This window comes from Glycomyces artemisiae (assembly GCF_003002955.1).
Taxonomy (GTDB): Bacteria; Actinomycetota; Actinomycetes; order Mycobacteriales; family Micromonosporaceae; genus Glycomyces; species Glycomyces artemisiae.
In genome coordinates this window covers 57,528-71,656 of sequence record NZ_PVTJ01000015.1, presented here as the reverse complement: position 1 = coordinate 71,656, position 14,129 = coordinate 57,528, and the positions used below count along the sequence as shown (strand labels likewise).

The following is a 14,129-nucleotide window of genomic DNA, read 5'->3' as shown; positions in this document are numbered from 1 at the left end:
CGGTGAGCGCCACCGCAGTCCGGCCCGAGCAGCCGCCAGCCGCCTGGCGGCCGACCCCGCTCCCCGGCCCCCTCCCCGCCGTCCGGGCGCGCCTCGCGGGCACCGTCCCGCCAGACCGTCGCCGCGCCCTCTGGGTGACCCTCGCGGTCACCGGGATCGCCGCGGTCCTGCGCCTGATCGGCCTGAACCACCCCAAGGGCCTGATCTTCGACGAGGTCTACTACGCGCAGGACGCGCACACGATGCTCTCCCACGGCGTCGAATGGGACCCGGGCGCGACCGGGTCGGCGTACGTCGCGCACCCGCCGTTCGGCAAGTGGCTCATCAGCCTCGGCGAGATCGCCTTCGGCTACGACGAGGTCGGCTGGCGCATCGCCGCGGCCGCCGCCGGGATCATCGGCGTCGCGATCCTCATCCGCCTCATGCGCCGCCTCACCGGCTCGACGCTCCTCGGCGGCACCGCCGGGCTCCTCCTCGCCGTCGAGGGCTCGCACTTCGTGCTCTCGCGGACCTCGCTCCTCGACATCTTCCTCGCGACGCTCATCCTCGCCGCCATGTACTGCGTCGTGCGCGACCGCGACTGGCGCCGCGCGCGCTGGCTCGCCGCGATCGAGGACGGCCTCGACCCGCGCCGCCGCCGGCCGCGCCTCGGCGTCCCGTGGTGGCGCGTCGCCTCCGCGGTCCTCCTCGGGCTCTCCATGGCCACCAAGTGGTCCGCGCTGTGGTACATCATCGCCGCGATCGTCCTCTACATCGTCTGGGACTGGCGCCTGCGCGCCGACGTCGGCGCCCGCAAGCCCTTCCGCGACACCGTCATCTACGAGTTCGGGCAGAACCTGTGGTTCGGGCTCCTCGCGATCGGCGTGTACGTCCTCTCCTGGACCGGCTGGTTCCTCAACGACACCGGCTCCTACCGCCACTGGCTCCTCGACCAGGGGCGCTCCGAGCCGCCCGTGTTCGGCGCGCTCGTGAACTGGTGGGAGTACCACATGAGCGTGCTCAAGTTCCACGAAGGCCTCTCCTCGGAGCACGCCTACCAGTCCTGGCCGTGGCAGTGGCTGTTCGACCTGCGGCCCGTGGTCTTCTACTGGAGCTCCGACGTCAACTGCGGCGCCGCCGACTGCGCCTCGGAGGTCCTCCTCCTCGGCACGCCGCTGCTGTGGTGGACGTTCGTGCCCGCGACCCTCGTCCTCCTCGTGTGGGCGATCGCGCGCCGCGACTGGCGGGCCTGGTTCCTGCTCACCGGCGTCGGCGCGGGCATCCTCCCGTGGTTCCTCTACCCCGACCGGACGATGTTCTTCTTCTACACCGCCCCGGCCGTCCCCTTCTTCATCGGCGCCGTCACCTGGTGCCTCGGCCTCATCATCGGCCGCCACCGCCGCGGCGAGCTCTCCCTGGCCTCTCCGGAGCGCCGCCTGACCGGCGCCCTCATCGCAGGGGCCTTCGTCGCCGTCGTCGTCCTCTGCTTCGCCTACTTCTGGCCCATCTACACCGGCGAGGCCCTGCCCCGCGACGAATGGCAGGCCCGCATGTGGCTCGACTCCTGGATCTGACGGGCCTCCGGACCCCCGGAGGCCCCCGAGAGACCGGGCCCACACAACACCCCCGCAGCCCCCTTCCGCGGCCGTGCTAATCTTGTCGCCGCAAGGGGCTTTGGCGCAGTTGGTAGCGCGTCTCGTTCGCAATGAGAAGGTCAGGGGTTCGAATCCCCTAAGCTCCACAGAATCGGATATTGAGTACATGAGCGGTCATCGAGTTGATGACCGCTTTTTGCTACCTCAAGGGCGATGGTCGGCGAGAAGACTTTGCGGTGGTTGCCGACCCCAAAGCGCCGGGCTACCGGCTGATCCGTTGTGTCGCACACGGCCTGGGGGATCCTCGATCAAATTGGATCGGCAGCTGTTCATCGCCGCCTCCCGCATCACCGCCGACGCGGCCGAGCGCTTCGGGCGCTCCGCGACCGCGCCGTGATTGTCGGCTCCCGCATCGAGATCTGAACGCGCACAGGCGGGCGTGACCGCGGACCCGATGAGGAGGGCTGACCGCGGTCCGGCCGATGAGCGTCAGGTCCCGTTGCGCTGCCGGGTCGCGGGGCGGCCCGGCAGCGCACGGTCCTAGCGGTTCAACGGGGTCTCATCCACGACGGCTTCGAAGTTGAAGGTGCCGGCCTCGACGTCGATGCTGGTGATCGTGATGGTGATGGCGTAGTCCGCGTCGGTTGAGACGTCGTTCAGCACGCAGGAGTGGATCGCACCCTCATACAGGGTCCTCGTGGCGGCGTCGCCGCAGTCGATGTCGTTGCCCGCCCCCCATTCGGCCGCCACCGCGTCCGCGACCGCCGCGGCGAAGTCCGGGGCGGGAACCACGATGCTGTTCGCGTCGGCGGCCGGTGCCGAGGTGTCGGCCTCGGCGGGATCGGAGGTCGGGGCCTCGCTGGGGGCGTCGCCGGGCTCGGAGGCCACGTCCACGCTGATCTCGTAGTCCGCGCCTTCAACGCTGGTGAAGGTGATGGTGGCATCGTACTCGGCGCCGGTCTCGGTGGAGGTCGCCACGCAGTCGACCTCCTTGCCTTCACTGACGATGATCGAGTCGTCGCCGCAGTCGAGGTCGGGACGCGATCCGGTCTGCTTCTCCAGGGCGTCCGCGGCCAGTTCGGCGAGTTCCCCGCCGGAAACCGCGGGCCCGGCTTCGGCAGTGCACGCCGCGAGTCCGAGGAGGGTGAGGGCAAAGGGCAGGGCCGCTAGTTTTCGGCTGGGCACAACGGGGCCTTTCATTCGCTGGGTGAGGATTGCATTCTCCTGGCGTGCTCGACGCCTCCCGGAGGAACGGCGAGACCGGCGAGCGTTCTGCTTGCGGCGGTGCCTCGCCTCGGCCTGCCGCGGCCGTAGACGATGCCGATTTGATCCGACGATTAGGCAATCCTTCTAGCGGGATGAGCGGCATACAAGGTGGGACACCGGCGGGATTCCGGCAGGAGATGATGCCGCTGGCGGCGGCATCGCAGGTCAGCCCCGTTCGGGCCGCTGTCGGCGCGAGGCGGGGGGACCCCGTGGCACGCGGCCGGTCACTACCGTTCTGGATGCCGCTCCCCAACGCCCCGCGGCCCGAACTGAAGGACGAACCCTCATGGAGCAGACGCAGTACCGCGGCTTCGATCCCGTTCTCGACGCACGGCCGGTGATGCACTCGCAGTTCTTGCACCGCGGCGAGGAAGTCCTCTTCGCGGTCGGGGTCTTGCCCGCGAACACCGCCTACGACGTGCGGGGACGGGAGCGGAACGGCAGCCCGAAGCGGTTCGTCCTGTCCGCCTTGAAGACGACGCTGGTCACCACGATCAGGGTGATCGCGAAGCTCATTGCGATCTACCTGAGCCCGAACTTCTTTCCCGAGCTGAGCGGCAGACGCGTCGTGCCGGTGACCGTCTCCGGCCCGCGATCCGACTGCCGGGCAGCGGCGCTCGCCGACGCCGCGCGCAGCAGGACCGGCGTCTGGATCCTCACCGACCGGCGGTTCGCCTTCGCCGAGGTGCGCGACCACGACCAGCGAGCGACGGCCCCCGAAACGACCGAGGACCGTCTCGAACTGCTGAAGTGGAACCTCGACCTGCCCGGCAGATGGTCACCCGGCCAGGAGGACCAGCAGCTCGGCCCGGTGACGACCGTCCCGGTATTCGAGTTGTCCGCCGACCGGTACTGGGACCGCAGCCGGGACCGGCGCAAACCCAAGGGCTCCGTCGAAGGCGTTTTCCATCTTCTGGAATTCCCCGACGGGTCCAGCATCGCCTTGGGCATCGACAGCCCGGTCTGACAAGCAGCAGCGCCGCCTCCCGACTGAGCAACGGGGCTTGCGACGAGGGCGATCGTGCTGCTGTGCGAGTCGGCCCCGGCAGCGCCCGGCGCCTTCCCCGCGAGACTTGCAGCCGTCGACCTTGTCGACCTCCCTGACCCGGGACTTCCCGAACCGGAGCCGCGTCGGAGGTGAAGCGTTCACCGGTCGAGGATGCGCTGCTCCTTTTCCGGTGCGATGCCGATCTCGGCCGACCTGTCGTTCACTTCGAATGCCGCATCGCGCATCCACTTCCAGGCGTCCCGGACGGTGTCGGCGATCGGCCGGTTGACGAGCCCGGCGGCCCTCGCTTTCGTGGAGTCGACGTCCCAGGTCCCCGGGGAGGTCCGCCAGAGCGGCAGCTCCGACCACTGCCCGACGCCGTGCTCCAGCAGCACCTCGTCGGGGGTCCAGACCAGTTCGGAAGCGGCGCCGGTGACCTCGGCGCAGGCGTCGAGGAAGTCCCCGAACGTCGCCTCGCCCGACCCGGTCAGGTTGAACGCCCCCTCGACGCCGCTCGCGGCCGCATCGACTGCGAAGTCCGCGATGTCTCTGACGTCGATCGGCTGAATGCTCCGAGCTGGATCCCCCGGGGCGAGGACGCGTCCGCCGCGGGCGATCCGGCCGAGCCACCACGGGAGCCGACCGACGTACTCGTGCGGGCCGAGCACGACACCCGCCCGCAGTAGCGCGCTTCGCTCCGTCCCGTACACCTGGAGGACCGCGGCCTCGCAGCCGGACTTCTGGTAGCCGTACTGGCTGGGTCCGTTCTCGGTGTCGGTCCCGAACGTCTCGTCGGCATCCGGCGGGCACGGCAGGGTGGGCGAATCCTCGGTCAGCGGCTGCACCGGCCAGCCTTCGTAGACCGACAGCGTCGAGATGAACAGGAACCGCCGCACCGACGGTTCGAGGATCTCCGCGACTTCGAGGACGTTCCGCGGCACGTACCCGGAGGAGTCGACGACCGCGTCCCAAGGCCCCGCCGCGGCCAGGCGCTCCAGGTCGGACCGGTCCCACCGGTCGCCCCGGATCGCCGTGACACCGGGCAGGTCGAGACCCGACCGGCCCCGGTTGAAGGCGGTCACGTCCCAGCCCCGCGCGAGTGCTTCAGCGGCCACCGCGCGTCCGACGAACTGCGAACCTCCGAGGACGAGCAGTCTCAAGTCGTCACCCTTTCTGATCGATGCGGTACCGCCATCGATGGCGTCGATGACGGTGCGGACTCGATCATCCCGTTGATGCCGCCGGTGGGCAAGCACGCCCCGGACCCGACGCAGACGACCTGCGATCGAGGCGTCGCCGACCCGCGAGGTCTTCAAGGCATTCGAGGAGCGCGACCGCTTCGCGGGCATCAGCGCAGCAGGCTGCGAATCAGGCATCGGCTCCGATGTCCAGGAGTGAGGCGAGGTACCGGCGGAGGTTCGCCGGAGTGACCAGCTGCTGGGTGACGCTGGGTGTCGTGATCAGCGAGACCACTAGGCGGATGCCCCACTCGATCTCGACGTCGAGCCGGTCCGGTGCCACGACCTCTTGCCGGTCCTGGTGCACGTAGCCGGACATGGAGGCGATCCCCCGCCGCAGCATCGGTTCGGCCCGGGTGGTGAGCCATGGCAGCACCGCGTCCGGTTGCTCACGCAGGAGCGCCTGGAGCAGTGCGTGCTGGCGGGCGTAGACGACTGTGAACACCACGGTCTCGACGAACCGCTCGCGTCGTGCGCGCCGATCGACGATCACGGGCCGGACGGCATCGAGGTACCGGTCGACCTCGCGGTTGAGCAACGCTTCGGTCACCGCCTGCTGATCGCCGACGTACTTGTAGACCGTGGGCCGCGAGACGCCGGCTCGTGCGGCGACCAGGCCGTGGATGCGGGCCTGCGGCCCTCCTTCAAGGATGCATGCCTCAGCGGCGTCGAGGATGCGCTCGCGAAGCTCCCGGTCGCTCATGTGGTGGCCTTCCGTCCTCTCACTGCCCCGCTCATAGCCCGGAGCGTATCCGGGCCGGTGCCGCGCCGGGCGTCGAGCGTTCCTTCCTCGCGTGGCCGGACGATGGCGCCCTTGCGAGGATCGCATCGAGCGTTCACATTACTTATAGAAATGTAAACGCCCGTGGTGCTGGGTCCCTCGTCCTTCAGGTCTGGATGCCACCTCGGCCATCGACCAAGCGGAGCCCGGCCCAGCCCCGGGTTCTCCGAAGTTACGGAGCTCAAATGTCGGCAGCTGCGCGTTCACTCCTCGGCCCCCCGCGTCGGCCGCGCTCCCCGATCGACATCGTGCACGCCGTCGCCGCCGGATTCGCCCGTCCCGATTTCAGCGTCCCGGACCTCGCCGGCCATCCGGTCCAGCGGTGGTGCAACGGAGTCGACGCAGTCTGGGATCAGGCGCGGAGCTTCGCCGACTTCTGGCGAGAGCACAAGCCGCGGCCGGTCCGCTGTGGGTCGTGCTCGGCGACTCCACTGCGCTGGGGCTCGGCGCCTCTGCTCCCCTGCACGGCTATGTCGGCCGGGTGCACGTGGAACTCGTTCGGCAGACGGGCCGACCATGGCGGGTGGTCAACCTCTCGCGCGCCGGCGCCCTCGCTTCGAGCGTGCTCGCCCGACAGCTGCCCCAGCTCGATGAGCTGCCCGCCGCCGCATTGGTGACCCTCGGCGTCGGCAGCAACGACATCCTGGTCACCCGCCGAGGCGGCTGTGCGACACGCTGCGGACGCTGATCGCCCGTCTGCCCGACCGTGCCGTCGTTCTCGACCTGCCGCTGCCGAACAAGTTCTGGGTGGTAGGCGGAGTGTTCACTCCCCGTGTCGCACGGGTGAACCGAGCGATCGACGCCGCGGCCATGGCGCGAGGATTGCCCGTCGCCTACCTGTCCCGCAACTTCACTCCTCCCTGGAGCGGCAAGTTCGCCGCCGATCGATTCCACCCGAGCGACCTGGGATATCAACTCCAGGCGCAGATCGTGTTGGAGGCCGTCCTGCCATAGGAAGAACGGCACCCGCCTGGCGGCGGGTGCCGTCTCCCCGGGACTCGGGCGCGGTCAGCGGGCGGATCTGGCGCTGCGGGCGAAGATCGCGCCGAGGCCGATCATGCCGACGGCGAGGATCAGGTGGAGCCAGTTGTCGGCGTCGTTGAGCGGGACGAAGTTCGCCGCGGAGTCGAGGTCGATGAGCAGGCCGTAGATCCACAGGACGAAGTAGATCGCGCCGCCGATGACGAGATAGGTGACGGCGCCGGAGGCGGTGCGGGCCATCAGGAGGCCCACGACGCCGAAGAGCAGGTGCACGATGTTGTGGAGCGCCGACACCTCGAACACGCCCAGCAGAAGGGCGTCGGAGTGGTGCCCGGCGAACGTCATCGTGTCGAAGCCGGTGGTGATGCCCGGAACGAAGCCGAGCACCCCCACCAGGAGGAATACGACTGCGACGACCATCGTGACGACCTGCACCGGCGTGCGGCCGCGCGTCTGTTGAACGGTCATTTTCGGACTCCTTTTCCGTTGGGCGGGGGACGGGCGGGTACCCGCTGCCATGACCCGTATTCGGAGCCGCGGCGGTCGGGGATGGGTCCGGCCCGGAGGTCTTCTCCGCGGGAGCCGGAGCCGGGTTGCACTTATACCCCCAGGGGGTATAGAGTCACGGCTGATCGGCTGTCGATACGGGAGGAGCCTCCGGTGAGTGACCATCACGAGCACGGGCATGAGCAGCACGGGCATCACATGGCGGCGCACGCCGACCACGAGCACCATGACCGGCACGAGCACCATGACGCGCATCAGGGGCACGCCGGGCACGGCGGGCACGACAAGCACGCCGGGCACGACCCTGAGGCGTTCCGGCGGAAGTTCTGGTTGAGCCTGGCGTTGACCGTGCCGCTGGTGGCGACCAGCCACATGATCATGGACTGGTTCGGGTACACGCTGGAGTTCCCGGGGATGGAGCTGGTCGGGCCCGTGCTGGGTACGGCCGTGTTCGTGTACGGCGGGTGGCCGTTCCTCGTGGGCGGGGTGCGGGAGGTCCGGGACCGGGTGCCGGGGATGATGCTGCTCATCGCCACCGCCATCTCGGTCGCGTACATCGCTTCGCTCGCAACCAGTCTCGGCTTCTTCGACCTGGAGTTCTGGTGGGAGCTCGGGGCGCTGGTGACGATCATGCTGCTGGGGCACTGGCAGGAGATGAAGGCGATCGGGCAGGCGCAGGGGGCGCTCGCCGCGCTGGCGGCGCTGCTTCCCGATGAGGCCGAACGGGTCAAGGAGGACGGGTCCGTCGAGACCGTGGCCGCCTCGGAGCTTGCAGTTGGCGACGTCGTGCTCGTGCGGTCCGGCGCCCGCGTCCCCGCGGACGGGGAGGTCGTGGACGGCGAGGCCGAGATGGACGAGTCGATGATCACCGGCGAGTCCAGGCCCGTGGCGAGAGGCCAGGGGGCGCGGGTCGTCGCCGGGACCGTCGCCACCGACTCGGCGATCCGGGTGCGCATCGACGCCGTCGGCGACGACACCGCGCTCGCGGGCATCCAGCGGCTCGTCTCGCAGGCCCAGGAGTCCCGCGGCCGCGGGCAGGTCCTCGCCGACCGGTTCGCCGCCGTCCTCTTCTACATCGCCATGGTCGCCGGCATAGCGACGTTCGCGGTCTGGTCGCTCCTGGGCGACCTCGACTCCGCGGTCGTCCGCACCGTCACGGTCCTCGTCATCGCCTGCCCCCACGCCCTCGGCCTGGCGATCCCGCTGGTCATCGCGATCACCACGGCCGTCTCCGCGAAGGCCGGCATCCTCGTGAAGGACCGCCTCGCGATCGAGCGCATGCGCACCGTCGACGCCGTCCTGTTCGACAAGACCGGGACGCTCACCAAGGGGGAGCACACCGTCGCCGGCGTCGCGGGAACCGAAGGCGCCGACCAGGATTCGGTCCTGCACCTCGCCGCCGCCGTCGAGTCCGACTCGGAGCACCCGCTCGCCCGCGCCATCGTCGCCCACCACGGCCACGAGCACGGCGAAGGCGCCCGCGCCTCCGACTTCCGCTCCCGCACAGGACGGGGCGTCGAAGCCACCGTCGACGGGAAGCGGTACGCCGTCGGCGGGCCCGCGCTCCTGCGCGAGCTGGAAATCGAAGCGCCCCAGGCGCTCTCCGGGGACGTCGACGCTTGGTCGGGCCGCGGCGCCACCGTCCTCTACCTGATCGCCCTCGGCAGTGCTCACCACGACGGCGACCCCGAAGTCCTGGGCGCCATCGCCCTCGAAGACGAGGTGCGGCCCGAGGCGAAGCAGGCCATCGCCGACCTGCGTTCCCAAGGGGTGCAGAAGATCGCGATGATCACCGGGGACGCTCGTGCGGTCGCCGAGGCCGTCGCGGCCGACCTCGGGTTCACCGACGCCGACGAGGTGTTCGCCGAAGTGCTGCCCGCGGACAAGGACCAGGCCGTGGCGCAGCTCCAGGAGCGGGGCCTGCGCGTCGCGATGGTCGGCGACGGCGTGAACGACGCGCCCGCGCTGGCGAGGGCCGACGTGGGGATCGCGATCGGGGCGGGGACCGATGTGGCGATCGAGTCGGCCGGGGTGGTGCTGGCGTCGTCGGACCCGCGCGGGGTCGGCGGCGTGCGGCGCCTCTCGAAGGCCAGCTACCGCAAGATGATCGAGAACCTCGCGTGGGCGGCGGGCTACAACATCGTGGCGATCCCGCTCGCGGCCGGCGTGCTCGCGGGCGTGGGGGTCACGCTGAGCCCCGCGGTCGGCGCGGTGCTCATGTCGGCCTCGACGATCGTGGTCGCGCTGAACGCGCAGCTGCTGCGGCGCGTCAAGCTCGCCCGGTGAGTGCGGGTCCCGGTGCGCTAGGCGTGCACCGGGACCCGGCGCAGGTCCTCGACCACGGTGGCGTACGGCAGCTCCGCGAGCTCCTCGCCGGAGAAGAACCGGGTCATGAGGTCCACGAGCTGCGCGGGCCGCTCCAGGTGGATGAGGTGGTCGGCGCGGGCGATCTCCACGTACCAGCTTTCAGGGCAGGTGAACGCGAGCTCGCGGCACAGCGCGGGCGGCGTCAGGTTGTCGTGCTCGCCGGTGGTGAACAGGATCGGCGCGGCGGGCGGCACGGACGGGTCGATGAGCTCGCGCGAGAGCAGCCGGTGCGTGTTCGCGATGAACTTCGCGAGGTCCCCGTCGTCGGCGGAGCCGAAGCGCATCGACATGATCCGGCGGACCACGGCCTTGCCGACGATGTCCGGCTCGGGGCTCATGAGCGCCTCGATCGCGGCCGGGCCGAACCGCTCGCGCGGCCCGGACTCGGCGAGGGCCACGGCGGCGCGCATCATCGGCCGCGACTCCGCGGGGATGCCGCCCATCGTCCCGGCCAGGACCATCCGGCCGATCCGGTCCGGGTGGGTCTGCGCCATCCGGTACCCCACCGAGGACCCGTAGGAGCCCGCGAAGACGTTGGCGCGCTCGATCCCCAGGTCGTCGAGGAGCCGGACCAGGGCCTCGACCGGGACGTCCGGGCCGAGGTACGGCGGCAGCAGGTCGGCCTCGCCCCAGCCGGGCAGGTCCGGGCACAGCACGTCCGCGGCGGCGAGCATCCCCTGCTCGACGCGGCCCCAGTCCTCCTTGCGGTGCAGCGCGCCGCCGATGAGCACCACCGGGTCGAGGACCGGCGCCTCCGCGCACGCCATCCGCGACCAGTACGTGTACCCGGCCCAGCGGTGCTTGCGGACGTGCGGGGGCAAAGTGGTGCGCGGCATGGGATCTCCCGGATCGAGGTGCGCGGCGCCGCAGCGCCGCGGGTACGGGAGACCACCTTAGTGTCGCAAATGCGAATTACTGGTATTTTGTGGCGTGGCTACGCGTATGTCCTTCGATCAGGGGAATCAGGCGCCGCTGCACCACGGTTCACGCAGCGACGCCCTTCCACGCCGTCCACAGCGCCGCGTACACCCCGCCCGCCGCGAGCAGCTCCGCATGCGTGCCCTCCTCGGCGATCCGCCCCTCCTGCACGACCGCGATCCGGTCCGCGGACTCGGCGGCCTGGAGCTGGTGCGCGATCGCGATCACCGTGCGCCCGTGCAGGGCCGCCGCCAGCGACGCCTCCACGTTCCCCGCGCTGCCCGGGTCGATCCCCGCGGTCGCCTCGTCGAGGATCACCACGTCCGGGTCGGCGAGGATGACGCGCGCCAGCGCGAGCTGCTGCGCTTCGGCGAGGTTCAGGCCGTGGTGCTCCTCGCCGAGCATCGTGTCCAGGCCCGCCGGGAGGTCCGCGACCCAGCGGGCGTCGACGGTGGCGAGCGCGTCGAGCAGCGCCGCGTCGCCGGCCTCGGGGGCCGCGAGGTTCAGGTTCTCGCGCAGGGTGGCGGTGAAGACGTAGTGCTCCTGGGTCACCAGGATGACCTTGCGGCGCACCGTCTCCAGCGGCACGTCGGCGACGGGCACGCCGCCGAGGGTCACCGAACCCGAACGGGGCCTGTCGATCCCGGCGACCAGGCGCGCGATCGTGGACTTCCCGGCCCCCGAAGGACCCACCACGACGAGCCGCTCGCCCTTCTTGGGGTGCAGGGAGAGCCGGTGCAGCACGTCGGGCCCGTCGCCGTACCCGAACGTGACGTCGTCGAGGCGCACCTCCGCGCCGTCGGGCACCGCGTCGCGGACCTCGTCGGGCATGAGGTGCACGCCCTCGACGCGGGCCATCGCCGCCCCGCCCATCTGGAACTCGCTGAGCGCCATGGTGGTCCGGAACACCGGCCCGTCGAGGCGCAGCGTCAGCATCGCCACCGCGACGACCTGCCCGACGGTGACCCACCCTTCGAGGTACCACAGGCTCCCGACGACGGTGACGAACACGGCCGGGAGCAGGAACGTCAGGTCCACCGACGGGAAGAACCAGGTCTGGAGGCGCACGATCCCGCGCAGCCGCTCCATGTGGGTCGACGCCCGCGCGTACCCGGCGTCCCCGCGCTCGGTCTGCATCCGGTACGCCGCAACAGTTTGCGCGCCCGCGGCGGACGCGGTGAGAGTCTCGGCGATCTCGCTCATCGCGGCCCGCTCCGACAGGAACACCGGGCTCGCCAGGCGCAGGTACCGGCGGGACGTGAGGATCAGCGTCGGCACGCCCACCAGGAACAGCACGCCCAGCAGCGGCGAGACGACGAACGCGGCCGCGACGAGCACGACCGCCTCGATCGACGACACCGCGACCTCCGGGCCGGTCTTGCGCAGCAGCTCCGCGACCGCGCCCACATCGCCCGACGTGCGGGTCGCGAGGTCGCCGGTCCCGGCCCGCTCCACCGTCCCCAGCGGCAGGCGCAGGACCCGGTCGATGAACGACTCGCGCAGCCGCGCCGCGGCCCGCTCGCCGAGCCGGTACCCGAGCCTGCGGCCCGTGCGCATGAGGACGAGCTGCACCAGGACCAGCGCGACGATCACGCCGCACACGAGGTCCACGCGGGAGGCCGTCCAGCCCCCGCCGATGCCGTCGATGACCTTCCCGAGCATCACCGGCAGGGCCGCGCCGGCACCGGCCGCGGCCGCATAGAGCGCGACGACGCCCGCGAACGCGGCCTTGTCGTCCAGGACGAGCCGCTTGATCGCCTGGAACATGGCGGCGCGGTCGGCGACGGGCAGGCGGCCCGCGGTCTGGTCGCTCATCGGGACTCCTGCCGGGAGGTGAGGGAACGGTACTCGGCGTGCTTCGACAGCTCCGCGTGCGAACCGGCGGCCCGCACCTTCCCGTCGACCATCCACGCGACCGCGTCGGCGCGGGCGAGCCACAGCGGCGACGCCGTCACCACGGCCGTGGTGCGGCCCTTGCGGGCCGCGCCGATGCGGGAGGCGATGAGGTTCTCGGTGTGCGCGTCGACGGCGCTCGTGGGCTCCACGGCCAGGAGGACCTCGGCGTCCGCGGCGAGGGCCCGGGCGAGGCGCAGGCGCTGGCGCTGGCCGCCGGAGAGGTTCCGGCCGCCATTCGTGACCTCGCCGTCGAGGTTCCCGCCGAGGCTGGAGTGGACGTCCGCGGCGCAGGCGGCCTCGATGGCGGCGAGGGCCTTGGCTTCGTCGACGCGGAGGGTCTCGCCGAGGGACTGGGCGAACAGGTAGTCGTCGCGCAGGAGGAGGACGCGTTCGCGGACCTCGTCGAGGGCGAGCGCGTCGAGCCTGGTGCCGCCCCATTCGGCGCCGGACTCGCGGTAGCGGGCGAGGCGCTCGACGGCGGCCTCGGCGGGCTTGGCCTCGGCGCTGACGATCACGGTGAGGCGTCCGGGTTCGAGTTCGAGCGCGGACTCGGGGTCGCGGAGGGCCCCTTCGGCGCCGCGGCCGGTGCCGGTGTCGGCGATGTCGCTGCGGGTGCCGAAGAACGCGGTGAGGCGGCGGGAGGCGACCTGGGCGGCGATGACGGCCTGCGCCATGCCGATCATCGCGCCGGAGTGCTGGGCGACGAGCGCGGTCATGCCGAACGCGGCCGACAGCTCGCCGACGCTGATCTCCCCGGCGATGGCGAGGCGGGCGGCGACCCAGGTGATGGCGGCCATGAGGGCGAGGGGGAGGCTGGTGCGCAGGCCCTGCACCCACGAGTCGGCGCGGGCGACGCCGTACCCGGCGTCGCGCAGGTCCGCGGAGGCGGTGCGGTAGCGGCGCGAGAACTGGTCCTCGCCGCCGACGCCGCGCAGGACCCGCAGGCCGCCGACGACGTCGGAGGCCTGCCCGGTGAGGGTGGCGACCGAGGCGCGGTAGGCGATCTGGTGGTGCTGGAGGCGGCTGAGGACGGGGCCGACGACGAACCCGATGAACAGGACGCCGCCGAGGATGACGCCGCCGAGCGCGGGCGCGATGTTCCACAGCATGCCGGTGCCGACGCCGAGCATGACGACGCCCATCCACCCGAACCCGAGCTGGAAGATGAACGACCCCGTCTTGTGGGCGTCCTCAGTGGACAGGTTGACCATCTCGCCGGGGGAGACCGCGCCGCGCACGCCCGTTCCGGCGAGGTTCAGGTGGTCGGTGAGGTTGCGCACGGTGCGCACGCGCGCGTGCGACTCGGCCAGGAAGAGCGCCCGGTACCCGGCGATGAACACCCACGACGAGGCGATGGCGACGAGGACGAGCACGATGCTCCACCGCAGCAGCGGCTCGGCGCTCTGCGCCGCGATGACCTCGTCGACGACTTTCGCGATGGCCCACGGCAGCAGCACCCACGCCGTGCCCGAGACGCTCAGGCCGATGAAGCCGAGCGCGACCAGGCCAGTGTGGGACCGGGCGACGAACAGCAGGTACCGCCACGGGTCGGCGGGGATGTCGGACGGCGGCGGCGGACGCAGCGGGCTCGGCTTCACAACATTCAAACGTAA

Annotated in this window: 11 protein-coding genes and 1 tRNA gene; 5 read left to right on the top strand and 7 right to left on the bottom strand. The window is 71.2% G+C overall.

Annotated elements, in window-relative coordinates; all coding sequences use genetic code 11:
• The first annotated feature begins 2 nt into the window (after nt 1–2).
• Together B0I28_RS25900 and B0I28_RS25895 are read left to right on the top strand one after the other, a co-directional pair.
• Nucleotides 3–1,553, top strand: coding sequence for a dolichyl-phosphate-mannose--protein mannosyltransferase (locus tag B0I28_RS25900; protein ID WP_106366764.1), 1,551 nt, complete (start codon nt 3–5; stop codon nt 1,551–1,553).
• A 94-nt stretch (nt 1,554–1,647) separates the two neighbouring features.
• Nucleotides 1,648–1,720, top strand: a tRNA-Ala gene (locus tag B0I28_RS25895).
• Between the two features lie 394 nt (nt 1,721–2,114).
• On the opposite strand, the gene B0I28_RS25890 is transcribed toward B0I28_RS25895, so the two are convergent.
• Nucleotides 2,115–2,774 (bottom strand): DUF4333 domain-containing protein, encoded by a 660-nt coding sequence (locus tag B0I28_RS25890; protein WP_106366763.1) that lies wholly within the window; start codon nt 2,772–2,774, stop codon nt 2,115–2,117.
• A gap of 352 nt (nt 2,775–3,126) precedes the next feature.
• Between B0I28_RS25890 and B0I28_RS25885 the strand changes: the two genes are divergently transcribed.
• On the top strand, nt 3,127–3,807 hold the full coding sequence (locus B0I28_RS25885) for a hypothetical protein (RefSeq protein ID WP_106366762.1): 681 nt from the start codon (nt 3,127–3,129) through the stop codon (nt 3,805–3,807).
• Between the two features lie 179 nt (nt 3,808–3,986).
• On the opposite strand, the gene B0I28_RS25880 is transcribed toward B0I28_RS25885, so the two are convergent.
• Nucleotides 3,987–4,988 (bottom strand): NAD-dependent epimerase/dehydratase family protein, encoded by a 1,002-nt coding sequence (locus B0I28_RS25880; protein WP_106366761.1) that lies wholly within the window; start codon nt 4,986–4,988, stop codon nt 3,987–3,989.
• 208 nt (nt 4,989–5,196) lie between these two features.
• Nucleotides 5,197–5,769, bottom strand: a complete 573-nt coding sequence (locus B0I28_RS25875) for a TetR/AcrR family transcriptional regulator (protein WP_181245975.1) — start codon at nt 5,767–5,769, stop codon at nt 5,197–5,199.
• 493 nt (nt 5,770–6,262) lie between these two features.
• Here B0I28_RS25875 and B0I28_RS27010 point away from each other — a divergent pair, with 493 nt between their 5' ends.
• Nucleotides 6,263–6,535 (top strand): SGNH/GDSL hydrolase family protein, encoded by a 273-nt coding sequence (locus B0I28_RS27010; protein ID WP_146148247.1) that lies wholly within the window; start codon nt 6,263–6,265, stop codon nt 6,533–6,535.
• Nucleotides 6,536–6,855: 320 nt separating this feature from the next.
• Here the strand turns inward: B0I28_RS27010 and B0I28_RS25870 are convergent, their stop codons facing one another.
• Nucleotides 6,856–7,296: a DUF4383 domain-containing protein gene (locus tag B0I28_RS25870; protein WP_106366759.1), complete on the bottom strand. Its 441-nt coding sequence runs from the start codon at nt 7,294–7,296 to the stop codon at nt 6,856–6,858.
• 237 nt (nt 7,297–7,533) lie between these two features.
• Between B0I28_RS25870 and B0I28_RS25865 the strand changes: the two genes are divergently transcribed.
• Nucleotides 7,534–9,621: a heavy metal translocating P-type ATPase gene (locus B0I28_RS25865; RefSeq protein ID WP_106366758.1), complete on the top strand. Its 2,088-nt coding sequence runs from the start codon at nt 7,534–7,536 to the stop codon at nt 9,619–9,621.
• 17 nt (nt 9,622–9,638) lie between these two features.
• On the opposite strand, the gene B0I28_RS25860 is transcribed toward B0I28_RS25865, so the two are convergent.
• The 3 genes from B0I28_RS25860 to B0I28_RS25850 all read right to left on the bottom strand — a co-directional run bounded on the left by B0I28_RS25860 (nt 9,639) and on the right by B0I28_RS25850 (nt 14,114).
• On the bottom strand, nt 9,639–10,538 hold the full coding sequence (locus B0I28_RS25860; RefSeq protein WP_106366757.1) for an alpha/beta fold hydrolase: 900 nt from the start codon (nt 10,536–10,538) through the stop codon (nt 9,639–9,641).
• A gap of 148 nt (nt 10,539–10,686) precedes the next feature.
• Nucleotides 10,687–12,435 carry an ABC transporter ATP-binding protein gene (locus B0I28_RS25855; protein ID WP_106366756.1) on the bottom strand — a complete coding sequence of 583 codons (1,749 nt, stop codon included), beginning with the start codon at nt 12,433–12,435 and terminating at the stop codon, nt 10,687–10,689.
• Nucleotides 12,432–14,114, bottom strand: a complete 1,683-nt coding sequence (locus B0I28_RS25850) for an ABC transporter transmembrane domain-containing protein (RefSeq protein ID WP_181245974.1) — start codon at nt 14,112–14,114, stop codon at nt 12,432–12,434. The genes B0I28_RS25855 and B0I28_RS25850 overlap by 4 nt, the downstream gene beginning before the upstream one ends.
• Between the last annotated feature and the right edge of the window lie 15 nt (nt 14,115–14,129).

Bases quoted from the DNA above. Each gene is read 5' to 3' on its own strand.
- B0I28_RS25890 (WP_106366763.1), bottom strand. From the start codon at position 2,774: ATGAAAGGCCCCGTTGTGCCCAGCCGAAAACTAGCGGCCCTGCCCTTT.
- B0I28_RS25885 (WP_106366762.1), top strand. From the start codon at position 3,127: ATGGAGCAGACGCAGTACCGCGGCTTCGATCCCGTTCTCGACGCACGG.
- B0I28_RS25875 (WP_181245975.1), bottom strand. From the start codon at position 5,769: ATGAGCGACCGGGAGCTTCGCGAGCGCATCCTCGACGCCGCTGAGGCA.
- B0I28_RS25870 (WP_106366759.1), bottom strand. From the start codon at position 7,296: ATGACCGTTCAACAGACGCGCGGCCGCACGCCGGTGCAGGTCGTCACG.
- B0I28_RS25865 (WP_106366758.1), top strand. From the start codon at position 7,534: ATGGCGGCGCACGCCGACCACGAGCACCATGACCGGCACGAGCACCAT.
- B0I28_RS25860 (WP_106366757.1), bottom strand. From the start codon at position 10,538: ATGCCGCGCACCACTTTGCCCCCGCACGTCCGCAAGCACCGCTGGGCC.
- B0I28_RS25855 (WP_106366756.1), bottom strand. From the start codon at position 12,435: ATGAGCGACCAGACCGCGGGCCGCCTGCCCGTCGCCGACCGCGCCGCC.